The organism is Thermatribacter velox (genome assembly GCF_038396615.1).
GTDB lineage: Bacteria > Atribacterota > Atribacteria > Atribacterales > Thermatribacteraceae > Thermatribacter > Thermatribacter velox.
In genome coordinates this window covers 647,374-665,264 of record NZ_CP121689.1, presented here as the reverse complement: position 1 = coordinate 665,264, position 17,891 = coordinate 647,374, and the positions used below count along the sequence as shown (strand labels likewise).

Sequence of the window (17,891 nt, the reverse complement as noted above, 5' to 3'; positions counted from 1 at the left end):
TCCCGTCAATTTTTGAGAAAAATTTCAAAAAAAACAAAAAATTATCTGTTCTTGTTTAGTAAGAACAGATAATTAATTTTACAATAAAAATGGTCACAACCTATTTTTCGAAAAATAGGTTGTGACCATTTTGTCTATATCCGTAAAACAAGTTTTATCGCCTGGCGTAACCTTTTCAAAATGCCGTGCCTCCTTTCGGGGGTTTAACCCGAAATTTAGTTTTTAGAGAGGCACTTCTCCCTTAACAATAGGGAGAGGGCGACTATCACACCTCTTTGGTGCTAAAGTCGAATCCCCATTTCACCTCCTGAATAAACAAAACAAGCAAAGCTAATTATAAATCTTTTCAAAAACTTGTCAAGAAATATAAGAATAATTTAGCTTAACAAAAAAGAAATAGCTGCTTCCTCCCAGAATCACAAGGCTTTTTACCATCAATCAATAAAAACGGCAAAGCTTTTTTAACACGGATTCCCATTTTTTTTAAAGAGGAAATATCCGCAATTTTCCCTTTTTTTCTGGCTTCGACAATTCGCCTTGCAGAAAGCGGACCTATGCCAGGCACCTTCAGTAAATCACCAAGAGAAGCTTTGTTAACCTCAACCGGGAAAAACTCTGGATGCCTTAAAGCCCAGAGAGTTTTGGGGTCCTGATCCAGGGGAAGATTGCCGTCTTCAGAAAAGTAAATTTCATCCAGAGAAAACTGATATCTTCGCAAAAGATAATCTACTTGATACAGGCGCACTTCTCGCCAGGAGCTAACTGCTGGTCTGCCGGAGAAAGGAGTCCCCCAAACAGGTTGAAACGCACTGTAATAAACTCTGGCCAGGCAGAATTTTCTATAGAGCAAAAAAGCCGTGCCCAAAATCTCTCTATCTTTTTCTGTGCTTCCTCCGACTACAAACTGTGTGGTAATCCCAGCTGGAGCACACAAGCCCTTTCTTCGCAAATCAGAAAGCAGTGAAAAAAGGCCCATAATCCTGGAAAAACTCTTCTGAGGAGCTATTGCAGACAAGTAATGAGGACTGGGAGCCTCAAGGTTCACTGACACGCGAGTAGCAAGACGCACCGCTTCCTCTATGTAATCTCGCGTGGCTTCAGGCAAAATTTTTAAGTGAATATAGCCCCTGAAATGAAACTTTTTACGGAGCATCTCGACAGTTTTCAACATTTCGTTCATCGTCCAGGTGGGGTCCCGGGAAACCGCAGAACTGAGGAAAAGGCCCTTAACCAGACCTTTCTGCCACAAACGGAGAAACAACGCAACCAGCTCTTCTGCTTTCAACGAAGTCCTGCGAAATGGCGAACCAGCACGATTTGCACAATAAAAACAATCATGCACACAATCATTGGAAAGTAAAATTTTGAGAACTTTAACTACCCTTCCATCAGGGAGAGATACCGGATAAATCCACCCTCCCTGTGGATTGCTCTTTCGTGAAGGCTGTCCAAAGCAAGAGCCACAAAGATCAAAGCGTGCGCTATCTGCAAGCAACCTGACTTTGCCATCCAGATCCAAAAAACACCACCCCGTATTTCGGCACGCAAATTGAGTCCATTCAAATTATAACTCACCTTCACAAACAAATTTGACAGCGCAAATGAAGCTATATAAAATTAAATCGAGGTGCGCCCGTAGCTCAAAGGATAGAGCGGCGGTCTCCTAAACCGCAGGTTGAGGGTTCGACTCCCTCTGGGCGCACCAGAAGACCAAGCTGTAATATTTCCTTAAATTTTTTATGCTCTCACTCTTGCCCCAAAGAATTCCAGGGGGTTATCCCAGAGAATCCTTTTTCCTATTTCATAGGCCTGGTTCTTTGAAATATATCTCCTGGTAACCATCCTTCCAAGGACTCGGGCAATTGACGCCAGGCTGAAAAGAAAAGCTCCCACCACTCCCTCTACGTTCCAGGAATCACCACCCACCATGATGCGCGTACCCCCCGTAACTTCAAGCCACTGAGTGAGAGCCAAATCAGAAAAAGTTGGCGAAAGAATTGGCAACCAGGTCAAATCAAGATAGAGATTGGGGTAAAAGTAAGCCATGGCACCTGGTTCCCCCACCCATGGGAATCCTCCATGAAGAAGGGAAACCTTAAGCGATGAATAGCGTTCAAAGAGTGGGGCAAGACGAAAAGGTGCTCCCCGGAAATACTTCCCCGGTCCAGTATGAATTTGTACTGGCAAGTCATAGTCTACAGCTTTTTGCAGAAAATAATGAAAAACAAAGTTCTGGAAGTCAAGAATTTCTTCAGGCGATTCCTGACCATCTTCTCTCTCAAAAGCTACCCGAGCTCGTTCCAGAGAAACACACGGAAAATCAAGACCCCGATCATAAGCAATGGCACACTTAAGGGCTACTACACCCTGCTTTATGCCCTCCTCCATCCGTTTATCAATAAGTTTCAAATAGTCCTCGAAAGTGACAATTTCTTTTCCCTTTTGTTCTTTTTCGGTATAAGGACTCTGGTCATCATGATCCCGAGCTAATGCGGAAAAACCGTAAAAATAGGGATCGATGCGCAGAACCGGTACAAACAGCTTTCGTTCAAGGTTATAGTCATTCACTACCCAGTAGCGGTCAAGAATCACCCTTTTAATGTGAAATCTCTCCTCAAGCCACTCGGCGACCAGGTCCTTTCTGTCATAAGCTTGACGGACGATTTCCCGAAGAGCCTGCCAATCCTCTTCCCTGCAGAGATCTCCAGAAAAGTCATATATAAACTCAAAGGCATGTTGAAGATACTTCAAAAAAGCGCTGGCAGGAATTTTCCGCATTGTTTCAACGAGTAAAGATTTATTCCAGTTGAATTTTTTAAGATCCCGAACTCCAAAGCATATCCAGGGAAGGTAACTTTCTTGAAGTATGCTCAAAAGAACGTCCGGGTTCTGCCGAAAGGTTTGCTGGGGTAGAAGATGCTCATGTGCGTCAACCTTGGGAAATTCAATTAATGCTTCCCATATTTGGTGTTCAATATCACCTTCAACAAAGAACATAGAACAACCCTCCTTTTTCCAACCAGCAAAGATGGAAAACTGGACTCAAGCAAAAGTCGTCCGATCAAGGGTTACCCTCCCAGTATACACTGAATCGGGTTAATAATTCTGTCAAAATAGCGCAAAGCATCTCTCCTCATCTCCTAAAACTTCGACGAGCTCGCTATGAAGAGCTTGTTTTTCCGGTAAAATATCTTTAGTCAATCCTAAAATGATTAAAAAGGTAAAAGAACAATGCCAACACAAATATTCCGCAACGAAGACGTCCAAAAAATTATTGTGGAAATACCTGAAAACCACAAACACATTCGCACCACAATAGTCCTGAGCAATGGAATAGAACTGGTCTTTCAAGAAGCAACCATAGCTAACCTGGTTAGAGCCTTTCTAACCCTGAAAACCCATCCCTTTTCTACAAAAATAACGCTCGTTGGTAGAAAAGTCAGTGGTCAAAAAGAAGGTTACGCAGGATGGCAACTCCTCGAAATAGATCAATCCCCAGAAGGTGAGAAACAAAAACCTTAAAAGTCATTCCTTTAACCTCTTTCTGTAAAGAGCAAATTTTTTATAAGGAACGCCCCCCAGAGATTCTGCTTCTCTGCACATTTTCACATTTTTAGCATTTATGGAAGAACCTTCAGCAAATACATAACCTCTTTTGCGTACTTCTTTAAAAATCTCCCATAAAAGTGCCGCAGGAACACCTTTCCCCTGGTATTGCGGGATTACAAAGAGGAGAAAAGCCCTACCCCGATTAATTTGGTGTCTACCCAGGAGAAAAGTTAACCAACCCAGAGGAAGAAGTTTCCCTTTCATTTTCTTGAGAACCTGGTTGTAATCAGGGATAGCCACTGCAAAGCCCACTGGCTCTTCCCCAGCCCAGGCAATTTGAGCAAAATTGGGAGGAATAAACTTCTTGAATTCTTTTGCCATACGGCTGAGCTCCTCTACGGCAGGCGGAACAAGATAATCATATTCAAGGGAAATAAGGGATTGTGCCAAAATGCTTTGAATGGCTCTAACTTCTCTATCAAACTCGGCATAATTAATGGGCCTGACCTTGAAATTAAATTTGCTTTTAGCATACTCTATAGCACGCTGGCAACTATCAAAGGGCATTCGCTCAAGGTCATAACGATAAGCTACAAAGGTATGATACTTTTCAAAACCGTATTCCTCGAAAAAACTCACATACCAGGGAGGATTAAAGGGAGTGAAAATGAGGGGAGGATCCTCAAAATTCTCGATGAGCAAACCCCTGAAATCATCACCGTTGGTAGGTGAGAGCGGACCTATAAAAGCATCCACTTTGCGTTTTTTGAGCCAATCCTCAGCAACGACAAAAAGCGCATTGGCTACCTCTTTACTATTGATGCACTCAAAAAGGGTGATATAACCTTCTTTTTTCTTCCTGAAATGATTGAATTTCTCGTCAATGCCCACTGCAATTCTTCCCACAACCTCCCTGCCTTCCAAAGCGAGGTAGAAAGCATGTGGGCCACTTTGAAAAAGAGGACTCTCTGCGTTTTGAATTATCCTTCTCATTTCACTTAAAAGAGGGGGAACCCACAGTGGATTGTTCTCATAAAGCAGGAAGGGAAATTTAATAAATGCCTGCTTCTCCTTTCTGGTTTTTGCTTCTTTTATTTCCACAAATCGACAACTCCCGATAAAACTTTGAATATCTTAAAGATAATACCTTTATCATGGAACAATGACAATATCAACCGTTTACCCTGAAGTCGATTTACTCGATAAGGCAAAGTGCATAGTAATTGGCTTTACAGTCTCTGGAACGTACTACTTCAATGGGGAAACCAAATTTGCTAACCGTAGCATAAACGTCAATACCACAGGCTTCCATAGAAGGACGAGCTTTTTCGGGGTAACGACAGGGATACTCACAAGAGCACTCACCACATAACTCGCAAGGCCCTGAAGGCATGGCAAAAGCTTTGTAGTATCCTTCGAGGAATAGAGTTCTCTCCAAATCTGCACAAATTTTTCTCAACTCTTGGTAATCTTCCGGCTTCCACAATAGCACAGCTGAAGAGAAGCACTCAAGAATTCGCCGCGTCTTCTCAGGCTCGGGAGCATAAGGAGGACAGGTAAGACACTGGGCATACCCATCACAACCATACTGACATTTCAATCTAACCCACTCTCCCACAACCACTTCTTTGGGGTCTATTAGTCGATATTTTTTGACCTTATCACCGAGAAATTCTCTCAAAATGAAGTCCAGAGACTTATGCATATCCAAAGCCTCCTTCAAAGAGCAGCTTTGCTATCTCTATTTAAGATCAAGTATACAAGGCAAATGATCGGAAGCCTCAAGCACATAGGAGAATTCCTCAGGATAAATATGGTCAACTCTTTTAAACCTGGAATACGTTTTCTGGCTAAGCAAAAAATAATCCAGAAGAGCTGGAGGATAATCTGTGCTCTTTTCACTCCAGAGCTTACCACTGGTGTCCCTATCCGGATGCAAAAGAGTAACATTGTACAGCCTGGTCTTAGTTCCGTTCACTTCAAAATCACGCTGAAGCAACTCTATAAGGTCTGGGACACCAGCTGCTTTTTCCTGTTTGCTTAAACCAGGAACATCGTTAAAATCACCAAAAATCACCAATTCAGCATCGGGATTTTGGGAAAGTTCCTCTCGAACAAGCTCAAGAAGTCTTCTTCCCTGCGCGTCCCTTTTCCGAGCAGAATCGCCGGCATTATCCTCAACTTGAGACTTAAAATGAACCAGGAAAAAGGTAATTTCGTCATCTCCCCGCGATATTCTGGCTTTTAGAACACCCCTACTGCTGAAAGTACGAGGCTCCAAAAGCTCCATGGACTCCACTTTCCAATCTTTCCTGACCAGAAAACCCAGGGGTATACCTGCAGTTCTTGAATCCGTAGCTCGAAAACTGAAACACCGGTAACGATTTCCCAGGAATCTTTCGTTTAAAAAAATAAGTTCAGCAAGTCCTGCACTTTCTAAAATACCCACCACATCTGGATTAAATCTGTTTATCACAAAGGACGCATCGGCAATTCTTGTTAAATCTTTAAAAGAAAGGGAAGCGCCTTCTTCAAAATATATTTCCGGTTCACCATCAAAGGACAACCAGAAATTCTTAAGATTGTAGTTCATTATACGAACATCAGCAAAAAGCGAAGGGACAGAACCCACAATAAACAAAAGTAAAAATATGCAAATAAACGAATGAATTATAATCTTCCCACTCATCACACCGCAATAAAATAACAAACCTTTTATCAGAATTTTAAAGCAGTTCGCAAATATTTTCTACCAAGACAAAAAGCACCCTTAGGGGTAAAGCATCAAGTGGAAAGCTTCTTTCTCAAACTCCAGATTTTCAGCGTATTCAGAACCGAAAGAAGAGCCACTCCCACATCAGCAAAAACGGCTTCCCAGATGCTTGTACCACCAGCGATACCTAATACCATAAAAATAGCTTTGATTCCCAAAACAAGCACAATATTCTCAAGCGTTACCCGCCTTACCAATTTCGCAATCTTTATGGCCTCATACACTCGCCAGGGGTTACCATCAACAATCACTACGTCCGCTGTTTCTATGGCTGCATGACTGCTTGAATTACCAATCGCTATACCCACATCAGCCTGTGCTATTGCCGGAGCATCGTTTATGCCATCTCCAATAAAAGCCGTCAAACCCTTTGCCATCACTTCCTCACGCAAAATCCTAAACTTATCTTCAGGCAACAAACCAGCATAAAAGTGCTTAATGCCCAACTCGCCGGCAATTTTTGCAGCTTCTTCCGCAGAGTCTCCAGTCAAAAGATAGATTTGAATACCCATTTTATTAAGCTCCTTAACAGTGTCTATAGCCTGGTGCTTCAACGCATCGCCTAACTCGATGTAGCCTGCGTATTTCTCATCAACCGCTACATGTACTACTCCAGGAAGTTTACAAACCTCATTGCGGTGCCTTATACCCATTTTATGCAGTAAATCATCATTCCCTACATGTACTGCTCGCTTTCCAACTACCCCCCGAATACCCATTCCTGGTATTTCCTGAACCTGGACGACCGAATATTTAGCTTCAGGCTTATACGCTTCTACAATTGAACGTGCAATGGGATGATTTGAAAAAGACTCTAGATGGATCACATATTCAAGCAATTCCTCTCTATCAAAAGGGGGCTCCTCTTTAATCTCTCTTACCCTAAAAGATCCCTCGGTGAGCGTTCCCGTTTTATCAAAAACTACGTTTTTTATTCCAGCCAGAGCATCCAAGCTCTGAGAACCCTTAAAAAGCAACCCTCTTTTGGCGGCAAAACCAATACCAATAAAATAACTGAGCGGAATACTTAAAACTAACGCACAGGGACAGGAAATAACTAAAAGTATCAGTGCCTTATAAAACCAGAGGGAAAAACTCCCCCACCCAGCAAGCGGCGGAAATACAGCCAGAAAAACTGCCAGCAATACCACAGAAGGAGTATAGATTCTGGCAAAAGCAGTAATGAAACGTTCAACTCTTGCTTTGCGCTCTGAAGCCCTTTCAACAAGTTCCATAATGCGCGAGATTGAGGTATCTTTATACTTTTCTGTAGCCTGTATTTTCAGCACTCCTTCTCTGTTCAGGAAACCAGCCAGCACTTTTACACCCGGACGCACCATAACCGGTTTTGGCTCTCCGGTGAGCGGAGAAGCATCAACTAAAGATTCCCCCTCAAGAACAATTCCATCCACAGGAATTGCTTCACCCGCTCTAACCAAGAGGAGGTCACCAACCTCCACCTCCTGAGGGGGAACCACTCGCAAAATTCCATCTTTCAAAACGTTGGCAAATCTGGGTTGAGCTTCCAGAAGAGACCTCACCGTGCTGCGAGCACGGTCTACTGAAAGATCCTGAAGGTATTCACCAATCGAGTAAAACAGCATAACGCCCACGGCTTCCGTCAAAGCCCCTATATAAAGAGCCCCCAGAGTAGCTATACTCATCAGAAAGTTTTCGTCAAACCATTGCCTCCTCCATAACCCCCTAACTGCCTTGTAAAGCACTGGATATCCCGCAATAAAATAAGCACCCAAAAGAAACAACTTTCCTAAAAGAAATGGATTTCCCCTCCAGAGCAAACCAGACAACAAAAAAATTCCCGAGATAAACAAGCGTAAAAAATCTCGTTTGTCAGAAAAGAAAAACACCCAAAAACTCCTTCCCTCGCTTTTTGGAGTGCAACATTTTTCACCCATTTCCAGTCTTCTCCTCTTTAAAATGAAGAATGGCAAGCTCGAGAATAGAATACACATGCTGGTCATCAAGGGCATAAAAAACCTTGCGCCCCTTTCTACGAAATCTTACCAAACGCATACTACGCAAAAGCCTCAACTGATGTGATACCGCCGACGGAGTGGCACCTATTATTTTTGCAATATCAAAATTACACAGCTCTCTTTCCATAAGGGCGAGAACTATCTTTAAACGAGTTGGGTCTGAAAAAGCCGCGTAAAACGCAGCCAGATCCTGGAGCTTTCTTTCGTCCGGCAGTCGAGATCTAATTTCTTCGATTTCCCCCTCAGTGGAAACTTTTTCCGTTGAACAATCATTGCTTTTCATTAATAATCACTCCAACAATTGAACAATAGTTCAACAATAATTATACTGCTCTCCTCTCTCTAAAATCAAGAGGAAAATCGCTTTCAATTAATATAATATCCGCACCCGGTGACCATTCACCAATAGGCAATGATGATACGCATCAAGGGAGCGATAATTATACTCAGCAAAGTGGAATATGCCACCATGCTGGTTGCATATTCAAAGTCGGCTTCGTAAAACCTGGCTACAACTGAAGACTGCATCATGACTGGCATCGCAGCAACAACCACAAAAACATCTTTCATTAGCTCGGGAATCCCAAGAACAATCGAAACCAACCAGGTAATGAGTGGAGTAAACAGAAAACGCCCCAGAAGTGCCAGTGCAGAGTTTGAATCAAAAATAATCCTTCTAAAACCCATAAAACGGATATTCATCCCTACACAGAAAAGGGCAAGGGGGGTGGTCAAGCCGCCAACCATTTTGAGGCTTTTTAGAGCGAATTCGGGAAGCTTTAGTTCAAAAAACATTGCTCCAACACCGATAAAAAAGGCAATGAGAGGAGGATTTAAAACCCGCTTTAGGAGATCTATGTTCCAGAAAGGAAGTCTTTCTGTAGTAGCATCCGAAATAATACCCCATACACCCAGCGTCCAGAACAAAGTAGTATTCCCAAAATAATAAAGAAGAACATACGGCAAGGCTTCCTCCCCAAGGAGAACCTGAGTCAGGGGAAGCCCCACAAAAATGGTGTTGGACATCGCAAAGGTCACTCGAAACAAGCCAGCTCGTTTCTCAGGAACACGCGCAATTTTACCTAACCCAAAGGCCAAAAAATAAGCAAATAGAATACTTATAAAGGGTACTAAAACACCCTGTTTTGCAGTCAAAAGCCCTTTCAATTCAAAGTCAGATGCGAAATTGTAAACCATATAGCAAGGAAGGGCAATGTTTATGACTAATTTACTAAAAAGATTAAACTCTCTTTCTCCAAACCACTTCAAGTAGGCAAGCCAATAACCCAACAAAACTAAAACTACAATGACCAAAATCCCCTGAATAGCATCGATAAAAATCATCATAATACAACCCTCGACTCAGAAATCTCCTTCAGCAACTCTGCCATATATTTCAGAATTGTACCATTCAACTAAAATGGATATAAACGTAATACAAAGCGCTGGAGGCAAAAAATGAATTTTAGAGAAAAAGTAATTGCTTTAGCAAAACGTCTTGGCGTAGAAACTGACTATCTGGATTCTTTTGGAAAACGCGTAGAACCACCCTTGGAAACCTTTTTGCTCTTTACAAAAGCCATGGGCTTTGAAATCGGCTCTGAGAAAGACATCGAAGAAGTAGAAAACGTTCTGAATCAAACCTCTACAAGAGAAGCATCGGTGTTGCTGGTCAAAGAAGGCAAAGTGGAGCTGCCTTGCCAGGATTCTGAAGAAATAATACTCACCAGCGATGATGAAAAAGTAATTCCGCTCACCTGCAGGAATAAGTTCCTCGAGTTCCCACCTGACCTTCCTTTCGGATACTATTTTCTTAATCTGTTTTGTAAAAACAGTCCTCGAAGTAAAAAGATCCTGGTCATTCACAGCCCTATGAAAGCATTTCTCCCGCGACAAAAGCACTGGGGACTACACCTTGGTCTTTATAGTGTGCAGAGCCCTAATAATCAGGGTATTGGAGACCTTGCCGACCTTGCAAGGCTTCAAGAAGCTGTTATTAAGTTCGGCGCTTCATATTTGGGGCTTTTGCCTCTACACTTGATGGACAAAGAAAACCCTCTTCAAACCAGCCCTTACTTTCCCTTGGATCGCTTTGCTTTTGACCCTGTTTATCTCCCTTTAAGTCAGCCCCAAGAAACCTATCCAAATCAAGATTTCGAGGTATTTCGAAACGCTCCTTTGGTCGATTATCAAAAGATCTGGAAAGCGAAAGAAAAAGTTTTCAGAGCAAACTTCAAAAAATTGTTTTCCTCACCCCTTTTTAAAGAAGATATGGAAAAATTTATAAAACTGCGAGGGGAAAGATTTGCCTTAAGCATTCTATACCAATCCATTGCTGCAAAAAAAGGAAATAACTGGCGCAACTGGCCAAGAGAAATGCAAAAACCAACTCTGAAGCTCCTCGAGCACTTTCGGGCAACAAACGAAGAAGAGTATATGTTTCACGTATTCCTGCAGTGGCTATGGAACCAGCATCTTGAAAAGTTAACTTTGCAGAACAAAGTGCTCGCCTTTGACCTACCCCTCGGATTTGCTCCTCAGGGGGCGGAAGAATGGGTTGAACAGGAATCCATGGTTTCAGAATTCTCAGTAGGAGCGCCACCCGATCCTTTTTCTCCTCAGGGTCAGAACTGGGGATTTCATCCTTTCAATCCCCACAAAATGCGCGAAAACCATTATCAGCATTTTATATCTCTTTTGAAATTCAATATGCAATATGCAAAATTTCTACGTTTTGACCACATACTTTCCCTGAAAAGACTTTTCTGGATACCCAAAGGTGCAGAAGCCAGTGAAGGTCTTTATGTAAAATATCCCACGCAAGAGTTACTGAGTATTTTGACTCTGGAAAGCAAACGTGCCAGCACCGTGATTATTGGGGAAGATCTGGGAACTATTCCTCCAGGATTCAGAGAGCTTCTACAGCAACATGATATCTTATCGACACGGGTCTTCTATTTTGAAACCGATGACCAAGGATTTCCTCTTGCACCCAGGCAATATCCTGTAAAAAGCATTTTCCTGCTTAACACCCACGACATGCCTCCTCTGCGAGGATTCATTAAGGGCTGCGATTTAAAACTGCGCCGTAAGTTAAAAATACTTGGAGAGGAAGCTTTTGCAAGGAGCTTCTTGGAACGTAAAAACTTCATCGCTAAAATGTTAAAAATGCTCAAGAACGAAGGGTTTCTGCTTGAAAGCACTTCAGAAAAAGATTTTAAAGAAATTTTCCAGGCGCTTGTTGTGTTTGCAATGCATACCCCTTCTGTGGTGAAAGCGCTGAGCCTTGAAGACCTCCTGGAAAAAGTGTTTCAACCCAACCTTCCTGGAACTACCATAAAACAATATCCTAACTGGAGAAAAAAGCACCAAATCCAGTGGGAAAAGCTGCAAAAGAAAATTGCCCAAATAGCCTTTTACTGGAATGAACCTAATAACCAAAAGCTATAAACAATTTCAATAAAAAGCAGACATTCAATTTTTAGCTCAGTGACGATGAATTTTTTGTTTTTGGGAGAAAAGAGGGATTAAAGGAAAAGCAGGGTAGGTTCCTTGACGCCTCCCAATTTGCTTTGCTACAATTTCTCAGGGAGCCGGTGTAGCTCAATGGTAGAGCAGCGGAATCGTAATCCGCAGGTTGTCCGTTCGAGTCGGATCGCCGGCTCCAGAATTTTTATCTGGTTATCTCCTTCAGCCCCTGGTCAGTAACTAATACCCTGCCAAAAGTCGAATATTTCAAAAAGCCCTTCTCGACCAAAGAGTGAACTATTTTTCTCGCCTGTTCTTGACTAAGCCCGAGTTTTTCTCCTACGTCTTCAGGATATACGGAAACATCAGTAGCACGACCTGCTTCTTCCCAAAGCATTTTCAAAACAAGTAAATCTTTCTGGTCCACTTTTACCCTTCCCCTTTCAAGGACAAAAATAGAATTAGCCAAAAGGAACCTAACCAGTTTACGAAAAATATCTAAAATAGTATACTTCTTGAAAATTAAGAAGTTCCAGTTGCTCCAAAATAAAAGTAGAAACTAAGAAACGTGATACAGTTAAAATTAAAAAGAGGTGAACAACAATGGAAAAACAATCGGTTTCTGCAAGTGGGTTTGAACGTAACTGGTTCGCAGCAATTCTGGTAATCGCAGGCCTGGTTATAGGCTTTTCTCTCCTCTTCTCAAACACCAGCCTCGAAAAAAGTTTTGCTTTGCCTGATACTTCAGGAAAACTTGTATTCTTGGAAAACTTCGCTGGGAAACCCATAGTGGTTATTTTCTTTTCTCCTCGTTGTGGAGAATGCGTGGAAGAAGTCCCTATTTTGAAGGAACTCTACCAGCAATACCACGATAAGGTGAACTTCATAGCGGTGGGGATAAAATACGAAAACGAAATACGTCACTTTGTTAAAGAACATGAAATTCCTTTTCCGGTGGTAATTGATACTTCCCTGCTGGTAAGTAAGCGTTTTAAGGTGCATTGGTTACCGAGAATCGTTATTTTCGACAGTAATGGCAAAATAATTTTTGAGCACGAAAGCAAGCTTGAAAAAGATGCTTTTGAAGAAGCCATCCAAAAAGCGCTTTAAAGCGAAAAGGAGGTTTTGGTATGAATCAGGGTTGTTGCTCAAATCAAACCGAAAGAAGCCAATACAAACCCTGTCCATCCTGTGGTCAAAAGGGCCAAACCGTTAAGAAGATAACCGTGCAAAGTATATTAAAACCAGAAAAACGCAAACAGCTTGAAGAAAACGATTTTTGGGTTTGCGAAAATCCTGACTGCTCAGTGCTCTATTATTCCTCCAGTGGGCAAACATACCTGGTTGAAGACGCTCAGGTGAGAGTGGGCTTCAAGGTCAAAGAAGACCCCATACCAGTCTGCTATTGCCACGGGGTAACGAAAAAGGACATCCTGGCCAATTGGGAAAAAACACGTAGTTTTAGCGAACTATTAAACATATTAGGCATCACTGGAGAATGTCAGTGTGAAATCAAAAATCCTAAGGGTCGCTGCTGTGTAGATGATATTCGGAAAATAGTCCTTGAAGAACTTGATGCAAACCCCCGGCAAATACAAGCTTCCTGTTGTAGCACGAATTGTTGCAGCTAAAAGTACCACTGCTTGGTAAATCGTGGTATAATTTTCGAAAAATGCCGGAGTGGCGGAACAGGCAGACGCAACGGACTTAAAATCCGTTGGAGCGCAAGCTCCGTGCCGGTTCGATTCCGGCCTCCGGCACCAGTTGTTTTAAGTACTTTTCAACTCATCTGATCCGCTTCTAAACTCTTTACTTCCTTAAATTCTCTGTACAAAAAGTTTCTCAACACTTCTGGTCCAGGATTTTCTTCCCAGAGAAACCTTTGTATGCTAATCTTTTAACAGAGACTAAAGGAGGAAAAAAGATGGGCAAAGCGTTTCTGAAATGGCGGGGAGTTGTGGCTTTGATAACGCTCTGCGGGATAGTCTTTCAAGGCCTCACCGGGATACTTCTCTGGCTTATTGTTCAGGGCATCCTATCGAGCGCCACTCTTTACAACTGGTTAAACCAGAGCCATCCCGTGGTAGGCATTCTTTTGCTGATAATTGCTTTTGTGCACCTGGCAATGAACAGGAAACTTTTTGCAAACGACCTTCGTTTGCTCTGGGACAAAGAACGAAATTAAAACCAAAGGAGGTTGTTCGAATGTCTTTTAAAGACCGCTTGCAAGTCGCTCAATTCCTTGAAGAAAAAAAAATCATAGCCATCATACGCACTGATCAGGCTCAATCTTTAATTGAGGCAGTAAAAGCCTTGAGAGAAGGAGGAATTCATTGCATAGAGGTAACCATGACCACCCCCGGAGCGCTAAAACTTCTTGAGGAAGTGCGAAATAAGGTGGAAAATGTCCTGTTCGGCGCAGGTACAGTGTTAGACCCGGAAACAGCTCGAGCCTGTATTTTATCTGGAGCACAGTTTATTGTTACTCCCTCATTAAACTTACGAGTCATCGAAGTAGCCCATCGTTACGATGTACCAATTATCCCCGGAGCTTTCACACCAACCGAAATCCTCACTGCTTGGGAGAATGGAGCTGAGGTGGTAAAGGTGTTTCCTGCCTCAGGAGTTGGCCCGGGTTATATTCGCGAACTAAAAGGTCCCTTTCCCCAAATAAAGCTCTGTCCTACCGGGGGTGTGAATTTGGAAAACATACAAGCCTTTATAAAAGCCGGTGCAAGTTGTGTCGGAGTTGGTGGAGCACTGGTAAAAAAACAGCTGATTGTAGAAAAAAACTGGGAAGAATTGAAAAATTTAGCCCAAAGCTTTTACCAGGCAGTAACCAGCATTTAACCAGAAAGCGCTCTGCACTGCAGAGCGCTTTCTGGTTAAATCACGCCAGATGCCCAAACCAAGCCTTTGAGCTTCAAGTTCGAGCTTTTTAAAGTTGTCCTCATACCTTACATTAGGCGGAAACGTATATACCCTGGCATAACCGTTGGCAACAAGCCATTCGTTCACCATCAAGCCGTCCACATAAACGTAAGCCAGGAGCCTTCCGTATCGATCTCGCCTCTCAACATCGAATTCAAGCCTTACCCTCTTACCTTCAACAAGCTTGCGATTCGCTTCCTTTGCCTCCCAGGCGTAAAACTCGGGCCTCCCATTCTCGCCGCTTAGTTCTGGGGTATCAATGCCTATATAGCGGACTCGCTCTCCACTTTTGAGCTTTATAGTATCTCCATCAATGACTTCCTCTACCACATACTCCCCACTGCGCTGCGACAAGCCATAAAAAACAATTATCATTAAGAAAATGAGCAAATAGCCAAAATTGCGAATATCTTTTTCACGCACCTAAACCACCCTGAAAAGGGGTTCTTCCCCAGCAAGCACTTTCACAATATTTAAAGCAGCAATAGTACCCATCTTTATATTTGCTTCTCTGGTATGAGCAGCTACATGAGGGGTTACAATGACGTTGGGCAGACCAAAAAGTGGACTTGCAAAAGGAGGTTCTGTTGATAAAACATCCAGCGCCGCCCCCTTTATCTTTCCCTCCTTAAGAATGTTGTAAAGGGCTTTTTCATCAACCAATTCTCCCCGAGCTGTATTAACAAAAACGGCGCTTTTTTTCATGCGGGAGAGCAACTCTGAATTAATCATCCCCCTGGTCTCATCCGTGAGAGGAGCGTGCAAACTAATGACATCGGCCTTTTCAAAAAGCTCTTCCAGCGTTACTTTAGAACAGCCTTCTCCCCCATCCTCTACCAGAGGATCGTAAAAAATCACTTTCATTCCAAAACCAAGAGCCCTCTTCGCTACCCCTCTTCCAATCCTACCCATACCAACTATGCCGATGGTTTTCTCAGCAAGTTCCTCTCCAAGTACCGGGCTACCCCATTCTTTGTTCTTCACCCGCTCTATAAGCAACGGCAAATGCCTGAAAAATGCCAGAATTAGAGCAAAAGTCATATCAGCAACCGATTCAGAATTAGCTCCCGGCGTATTGGTGACCACCACGCCATGCTTTCTGGCGGCTTCAAGATCGATATTATCCACGCCAACCCCGTGCTTTGAAACTACTTTAAGGTTAGGGCAACGGGAAAAAACCACCTCTCCTACTCTGTCTACACCCACCAGTACAGCCGAAGCATTTCCTATCAGTTCAGCCACCAGCTCTTCGTTTTCTGGTTCTGGATTATGTTTCTTCTCAACTGCCAAGCCAGCCTTCTCAAGAATCTCCCACGGTTCTTTGGAAGCCTTGGCAAAAGAGCGAGCCAAAATTACCACTTGTTCCATTGACTTTTCACCACCCTCTCTCGATTCGCGACACTTCGTTCGACACCCCTGGTATAATAAAAAAAAAGGAGCTTATCGGCAAGAAAGACAAATGAAAAAACACTTTTCATGGATGTTGTTTACAAGCTTAATCTGGGCAATGATTCTCTGCTTCCCTCATCCTGCCTTACCCAAGGAAAACACGCTATCTGTAGCAACATCTATAGCACCCCTGGCTAGCTTAATCAAGGAAATAGCTGGCAACGAAGCAGAGGTAATTTGCATAATCCCTCCAGGAAGTGAACCACACACCTTTGAACTTAAACCCAAAGATATGGTCCGTCTGGAAAAAGCAAAGCTTTTGTTTGCAGTCGGATGGAATTTTGAGAACTTTATCAAACAGCTTTTAATCCATCTTAGTGAAAAAGTAGACATTGTGGAAGTCAACAAAGGAATAGAACCCATCTATTATGCCAGTAAAGAACCCAATCCCCATATCTGGCTTTCAGCGAATAACATAATCACTATAACCCATACCATAGCAGAATACCTCTCGCAAATCGATCCTTCCAACCGGGAATATTATTTCAAAAATGCGCAGTCTCTGATAACCAAAATTCAGGAATTACACCACCGATTTTCCCAAAAATTTCGGAGTCTCAAAAACCGTTCTTTCATTGCTTCGCACCCTTCCTGGTCCTACTTAGCCAGAGATTACGACCTCCAGGAAATAGGCGTACTTGAAGAAGGTCCTCATCAGATACCCTCTCCTCGCGCAATAAAGGACTTGATCCAAAAAGCTCGAGAAAAAGGCACTAAGCTGGTGCTTGCGGATAGGCTCCATAATCCCCAGCTCGCTGAAATGATAGCCCGAGAAATAGGAGGAAAGGTGCTATATCTTGATGTGCTGGGCTCACCGGATACTTCTTGCTGGGAACTACTTGAGAGAAACTTGGAACCCATCTATCAGGCTTTGAGTGAACATGAACAACCAGATAACAGTAATTGAACTTGAACACGTTTTTTTTGCCTACCAGAAGCATCTCATACTGGAAGACGTGTCTCTTAAAGTACAAAAGGGGGAATTTCTGGCCATTATTGGGCCAAATGGAGCGGGGAAAACCACCCTCCTCAAGCTGATGTTGGGACTACTCAAGCCCCAAAAAGGTAACATATATCTCTTTGGTAAACCTGTCGCTATGTGGGACAAAATCAAAAACCGGATAGGCTACGTTCCCCAAACTGCCACCATAGATGCTTCTTTCCCCATCAATGTCGAAGAATTCGTGATGACGGGAAGATACGGCATACTGAGAGGAACTATGCGTCCCCAAAAAAAAGATTGGCAAATAGTCGCAAAAGTGCTCGAGGAAGTGGGAATTGCTGAAATAAAGCATCGCCAGATTGGCGAACTATCCGGGGGCCAGAGACAAAAAATGCTTATCGCCAGAGCTCTGGCGGGTGAACCGGAAGTTCTGGTCCTCGACGAACCAATGACTGCCATTGACCCAGAAAGCATGGAAGGGATTTACGAACTCCTGAAGAGACTCCATCAGCAAAATCTTACCATCATTACCGTATCCCACGATGTAGGGGTAGTAGCCCAGTACTCTGACAACATTGCATGCGTTAATAGAAAAGTAGTAAAACACGGCCGTCCCGAAGAAGTGTTGCGAGAAGAAGTTTTAACCGCTATGTACGGAAAAGAAGCGGCTTTCTTCCACCACGGTCCCATACCGCACATAGTGGTACAGGCAGAATCAGAACCCTGCTTTCCAAGAAAAAAGGAAGATTAAAATATTATGGAATTTCTACAGTTTTCCTTT

The 17,891-nt window shown here is 42.9% G+C and carries 19 protein-coding genes and 3 tRNA genes; 11 read left to right on the top strand and 11 right to left on the bottom strand.

Features of this window, described 5'->3' with window-relative positions; all coding sequences use genetic code 11:
- Nucleotides 1-382: 382 nt before the first annotated feature.
- Entirely contained in the window at nt 383-1,519 is a 1,137-nt protein-coding gene (locus tag QBE54_RS03295) for a radical SAM protein (RefSeq protein ID WP_369018931.1), read from the bottom strand.
- A gap of 110 nt (nt 1,520-1,629) precedes the next feature.
- Between QBE54_RS03295 and QBE54_RS03290 the strand changes: the two genes are divergently transcribed.
- Nucleotides 1,630-1,705: transfer RNA gene (locus QBE54_RS03290), tRNA-Arg, on the top strand.
- Between the two features lie 32 nt (nt 1,706-1,737).
- Here QBE54_RS03290 and QBE54_RS03285 read toward each other — a convergent pair.
- Complete coding sequence (locus QBE54_RS03285) at nt 1,738-2,997, bottom strand: amidohydrolase family protein (RefSeq protein ID WP_369018930.1); 1,260 nt, start codon at nt 2,995-2,997, stop codon at nt 1,738-1,740.
- A gap of 234 nt (nt 2,998-3,231) precedes the next feature.
- Here QBE54_RS03285 and QBE54_RS03280 point away from each other — a divergent pair, with 234 nt between their 5' ends.
- Complete coding sequence (locus tag QBE54_RS03280; RefSeq protein WP_369018929.1) at nt 3,232-3,522, top strand: hypothetical protein; 291 nt, start codon at nt 3,232-3,234, stop codon at nt 3,520-3,522.
- A gap of 3 nt (nt 3,523-3,525) precedes the next feature.
- Here QBE54_RS03280 and QBE54_RS03275 read toward each other — a convergent pair whose 3' ends face one another.
- The 6 genes from QBE54_RS03275 to QBE54_RS03250 form a co-directional block, all read right to left on the bottom strand.
- The gene (locus QBE54_RS03275; protein WP_369018928.1) at nt 3,526-4,650 is read right to left on the bottom strand and encodes an N-acetyltransferase family protein; all 1,125 of its coding nucleotides are present in this window, start codon (nt 4,648-4,650) and stop codon (nt 3,526-3,528) included.
- Between the two features lie 94 nt (nt 4,651-4,744).
- Nucleotides 4,745-5,254 (bottom strand): DUF2284 domain-containing protein, encoded by a 510-nt coding sequence (locus tag QBE54_RS03270; protein WP_369018927.1) that lies wholly within the window; start codon nt 5,252-5,254, stop codon nt 4,745-4,747.
- Nucleotides 5,255-5,290: 36 nt separating this feature from the next.
- On the bottom strand, nt 5,291-6,142 hold the full coding sequence (locus tag QBE54_RS03265) for an endonuclease/exonuclease/phosphatase family protein (RefSeq protein ID WP_369018926.1): 852 nt from the start codon (nt 6,140-6,142) through the stop codon (nt 5,291-5,293).
- Nucleotides 6,143-6,333: 191 nt separating this feature from the next.
- A complete protein-coding gene (locus QBE54_RS03260; RefSeq protein ID WP_369018925.1) occupies nt 6,334-8,076 on the bottom strand; it encodes a heavy metal translocating P-type ATPase in 1,743 nt (580 codons plus the stop codon).
- A gap of 154 nt (nt 8,077-8,230) precedes the next feature.
- Nucleotides 8,231-8,602, bottom strand: coding sequence for an ArsR/SmtB family transcription factor (locus tag QBE54_RS03255; protein WP_369018924.1), 372 nt, complete (start codon nt 8,600-8,602; stop codon nt 8,231-8,233).
- Nucleotides 8,603-8,718: 116 nt separating this feature from the next.
- Nucleotides 8,719-9,666: an AEC family transporter gene (locus QBE54_RS03250; RefSeq protein ID WP_369018923.1), complete on the bottom strand. Its 948-nt coding sequence runs from the start codon at nt 9,664-9,666 to the stop codon at nt 8,719-8,721.
- 111 nt (nt 9,667-9,777) lie between these two features.
- Here QBE54_RS03250 and malQ point away from each other — a divergent pair, with 111 nt between their 5' ends.
- Both malQ and QBE54_RS03240 read left to right on the top strand, forming a co-directional pair.
- Nucleotides 9,778-11,769, top strand: a complete 1,992-nt coding sequence (gene malQ, locus QBE54_RS03245) for a 4-alpha-glucanotransferase (protein WP_369018922.1) — start codon at nt 9,778-9,780, stop codon at nt 11,767-11,769.
- A 142-nt stretch (nt 11,770-11,911) separates the two neighbouring features.
- Nucleotides 11,912-11,986 (top strand) — tRNA-Thr (locus QBE54_RS03240).
- A gap of 6 nt (nt 11,987-11,992) precedes the next feature.
- Here the strand turns inward: QBE54_RS03240 and QBE54_RS03235 are convergent.
- Nucleotides 11,993-12,214, bottom strand: coding sequence for a hypothetical protein (locus tag QBE54_RS03235; RefSeq protein WP_369018921.1), 222 nt, complete (start codon nt 12,212-12,214; stop codon nt 11,993-11,995).
- Between the two features lie 176 nt (nt 12,215-12,390).
- On the opposite strand from QBE54_RS03235, the gene QBE54_RS03230 reads away from it, so the two are divergent.
- From QBE54_RS03230 to QBE54_RS03210, 5 genes are all read left to right on the top strand, one after another.
- Nucleotides 12,391-12,897, top strand: a complete 507-nt coding sequence (locus QBE54_RS03230; protein ID WP_369018920.1) for a TlpA family protein disulfide reductase — start codon at nt 12,391-12,393, stop codon at nt 12,895-12,897.
- 20 nt (nt 12,898-12,917) lie between these two features.
- Nucleotides 12,918-13,418, top strand: a complete 501-nt coding sequence (locus QBE54_RS03225) for a hypothetical protein (RefSeq protein WP_369018919.1) — start codon at nt 12,918-12,920, stop codon at nt 13,416-13,418.
- A gap of 43 nt (nt 13,419-13,461) precedes the next feature.
- Nucleotides 13,462-13,550 (top strand) — tRNA-Leu (locus tag QBE54_RS03220).
- Between the two features lie 161 nt (nt 13,551-13,711).
- Nucleotides 13,712-13,972 (top strand): hypothetical protein, encoded by a 261-nt coding sequence (locus tag QBE54_RS03215; protein WP_369018918.1) that lies wholly within the window; start codon nt 13,712-13,714, stop codon nt 13,970-13,972.
- A 20-nt stretch (nt 13,973-13,992) separates the two neighbouring features.
- Nucleotides 13,993-14,637 (top strand): bifunctional 4-hydroxy-2-oxoglutarate aldolase/2-dehydro-3-deoxy-phosphogluconate aldolase, encoded by a 645-nt coding sequence (locus QBE54_RS03210; protein ID WP_369018917.1) that lies wholly within the window; start codon nt 13,993-13,995, stop codon nt 14,635-14,637.
- On the opposite strand, the gene QBE54_RS03205 is transcribed toward QBE54_RS03210, so the two are convergent.
- Together QBE54_RS03205 and QBE54_RS03200 are read right to left on the bottom strand one after the other, a co-directional pair.
- Nucleotides 14,599-15,141, bottom strand: coding sequence for a thermonuclease family protein (locus tag QBE54_RS03205; protein WP_369018916.1), 543 nt, complete (start codon nt 15,139-15,141; stop codon nt 14,599-14,601). The two genes, QBE54_RS03210 and QBE54_RS03205, sit on opposite strands and share 39 nt — an antisense overlap.
- Nucleotides 15,142-16,086, bottom strand: a complete 945-nt coding sequence (locus QBE54_RS03200) for a phosphoglycerate dehydrogenase (RefSeq protein ID WP_369018915.1) — start codon at nt 16,084-16,086, stop codon at nt 15,142-15,144.
- Between the two features lie 91 nt (nt 16,087-16,177).
- On the opposite strand from QBE54_RS03200, the gene QBE54_RS03195 reads away from it, so the two are divergent.
- Both QBE54_RS03195 and QBE54_RS03190 read left to right on the top strand, forming a co-directional pair.
- On the top strand, nt 16,178-17,074 hold the full coding sequence (locus QBE54_RS03195) for a metal ABC transporter substrate-binding protein (RefSeq protein WP_369018914.1): 897 nt from the start codon (nt 16,178-16,180) through the stop codon (nt 17,072-17,074).
- Complete coding sequence (locus QBE54_RS03190; protein ID WP_369018913.1) at nt 17,049-17,861, top strand: metal ABC transporter ATP-binding protein; 813 nt, start codon at nt 17,049-17,051, stop codon at nt 17,859-17,861. The genes QBE54_RS03195 and QBE54_RS03190 overlap by 26 nt, the downstream gene beginning before the upstream one ends.
- Nucleotides 17,862-17,891 lie beyond the last annotated feature (30 nt).

Bases quoted from the DNA above. Each gene is read 5' to 3' on its own strand.
- QBE54_RS03285 (WP_369018930.1), bottom strand. From the start codon at position 2,997: ATGTTCTTTGTTGAAGGTGATATTGAACACCAAATATGGGAAGCATTA.
- QBE54_RS03280 (WP_369018929.1), top strand. From the start codon at position 3,232: ATGCCAACACAAATATTCCGCAACGAAGACGTCCAAAAAATTATTGTG.
- QBE54_RS03270 (WP_369018927.1), bottom strand. From the start codon at position 5,254: ATGCATAAGTCTCTGGACTTCATTTTGAGAGAATTTCTCGGTGATAAG.
- QBE54_RS03265 (WP_369018926.1), bottom strand. From the start codon at position 6,142: ATGAACTACAATCTTAAGAATTTCTGGTTGTCCTTTGATGGTGAACCG.
- QBE54_RS03255 (WP_369018924.1), bottom strand. From the start codon at position 8,602: ATGAAAAGCAATGATTGTTCAACGGAAAAAGTTTCCACTGAGGGGGAA.
- QBE54_RS03250 (WP_369018923.1), bottom strand. From the start codon at position 9,666: ATGATGATTTTTATCGATGCTATTCAGGGGATTTTGGTCATTGTAGTT.
- malQ (WP_369018922.1), top strand. From the start codon at position 9,778: ATGAATTTTAGAGAAAAAGTAATTGCTTTAGCAAAACGTCTTGGCGTA.
- QBE54_RS03230 (WP_369018920.1), top strand. From the start codon at position 12,391: ATGGAAAAACAATCGGTTTCTGCAAGTGGGTTTGAACGTAACTGGTTC.
- QBE54_RS03225 (WP_369018919.1), top strand. From the start codon at position 12,918: ATGAATCAGGGTTGTTGCTCAAATCAAACCGAAAGAAGCCAATACAAA.
- QBE54_RS03215 (WP_369018918.1), top strand. From the start codon at position 13,712: ATGGGCAAAGCGTTTCTGAAATGGCGGGGAGTTGTGGCTTTGATAACG.
- QBE54_RS03210 (WP_369018917.1), top strand. From the start codon at position 13,993: ATGTCTTTTAAAGACCGCTTGCAAGTCGCTCAATTCCTTGAAGAAAAA.
- QBE54_RS03200 (WP_369018915.1), bottom strand. From the start codon at position 16,086: ATGGAACAAGTGGTAATTTTGGCTCGCTCTTTTGCCAAGGCTTCCAAA.
- QBE54_RS03195 (WP_369018914.1), top strand. From the start codon at position 16,178: ATGAAAAAACACTTTTCATGGATGTTGTTTACAAGCTTAATCTGGGCA.
- QBE54_RS03190 (WP_369018913.1), top strand. From the start codon at position 17,049: ATGAACAACCAGATAACAGTAATTGAACTTGAACACGTTTTTTTTGCC.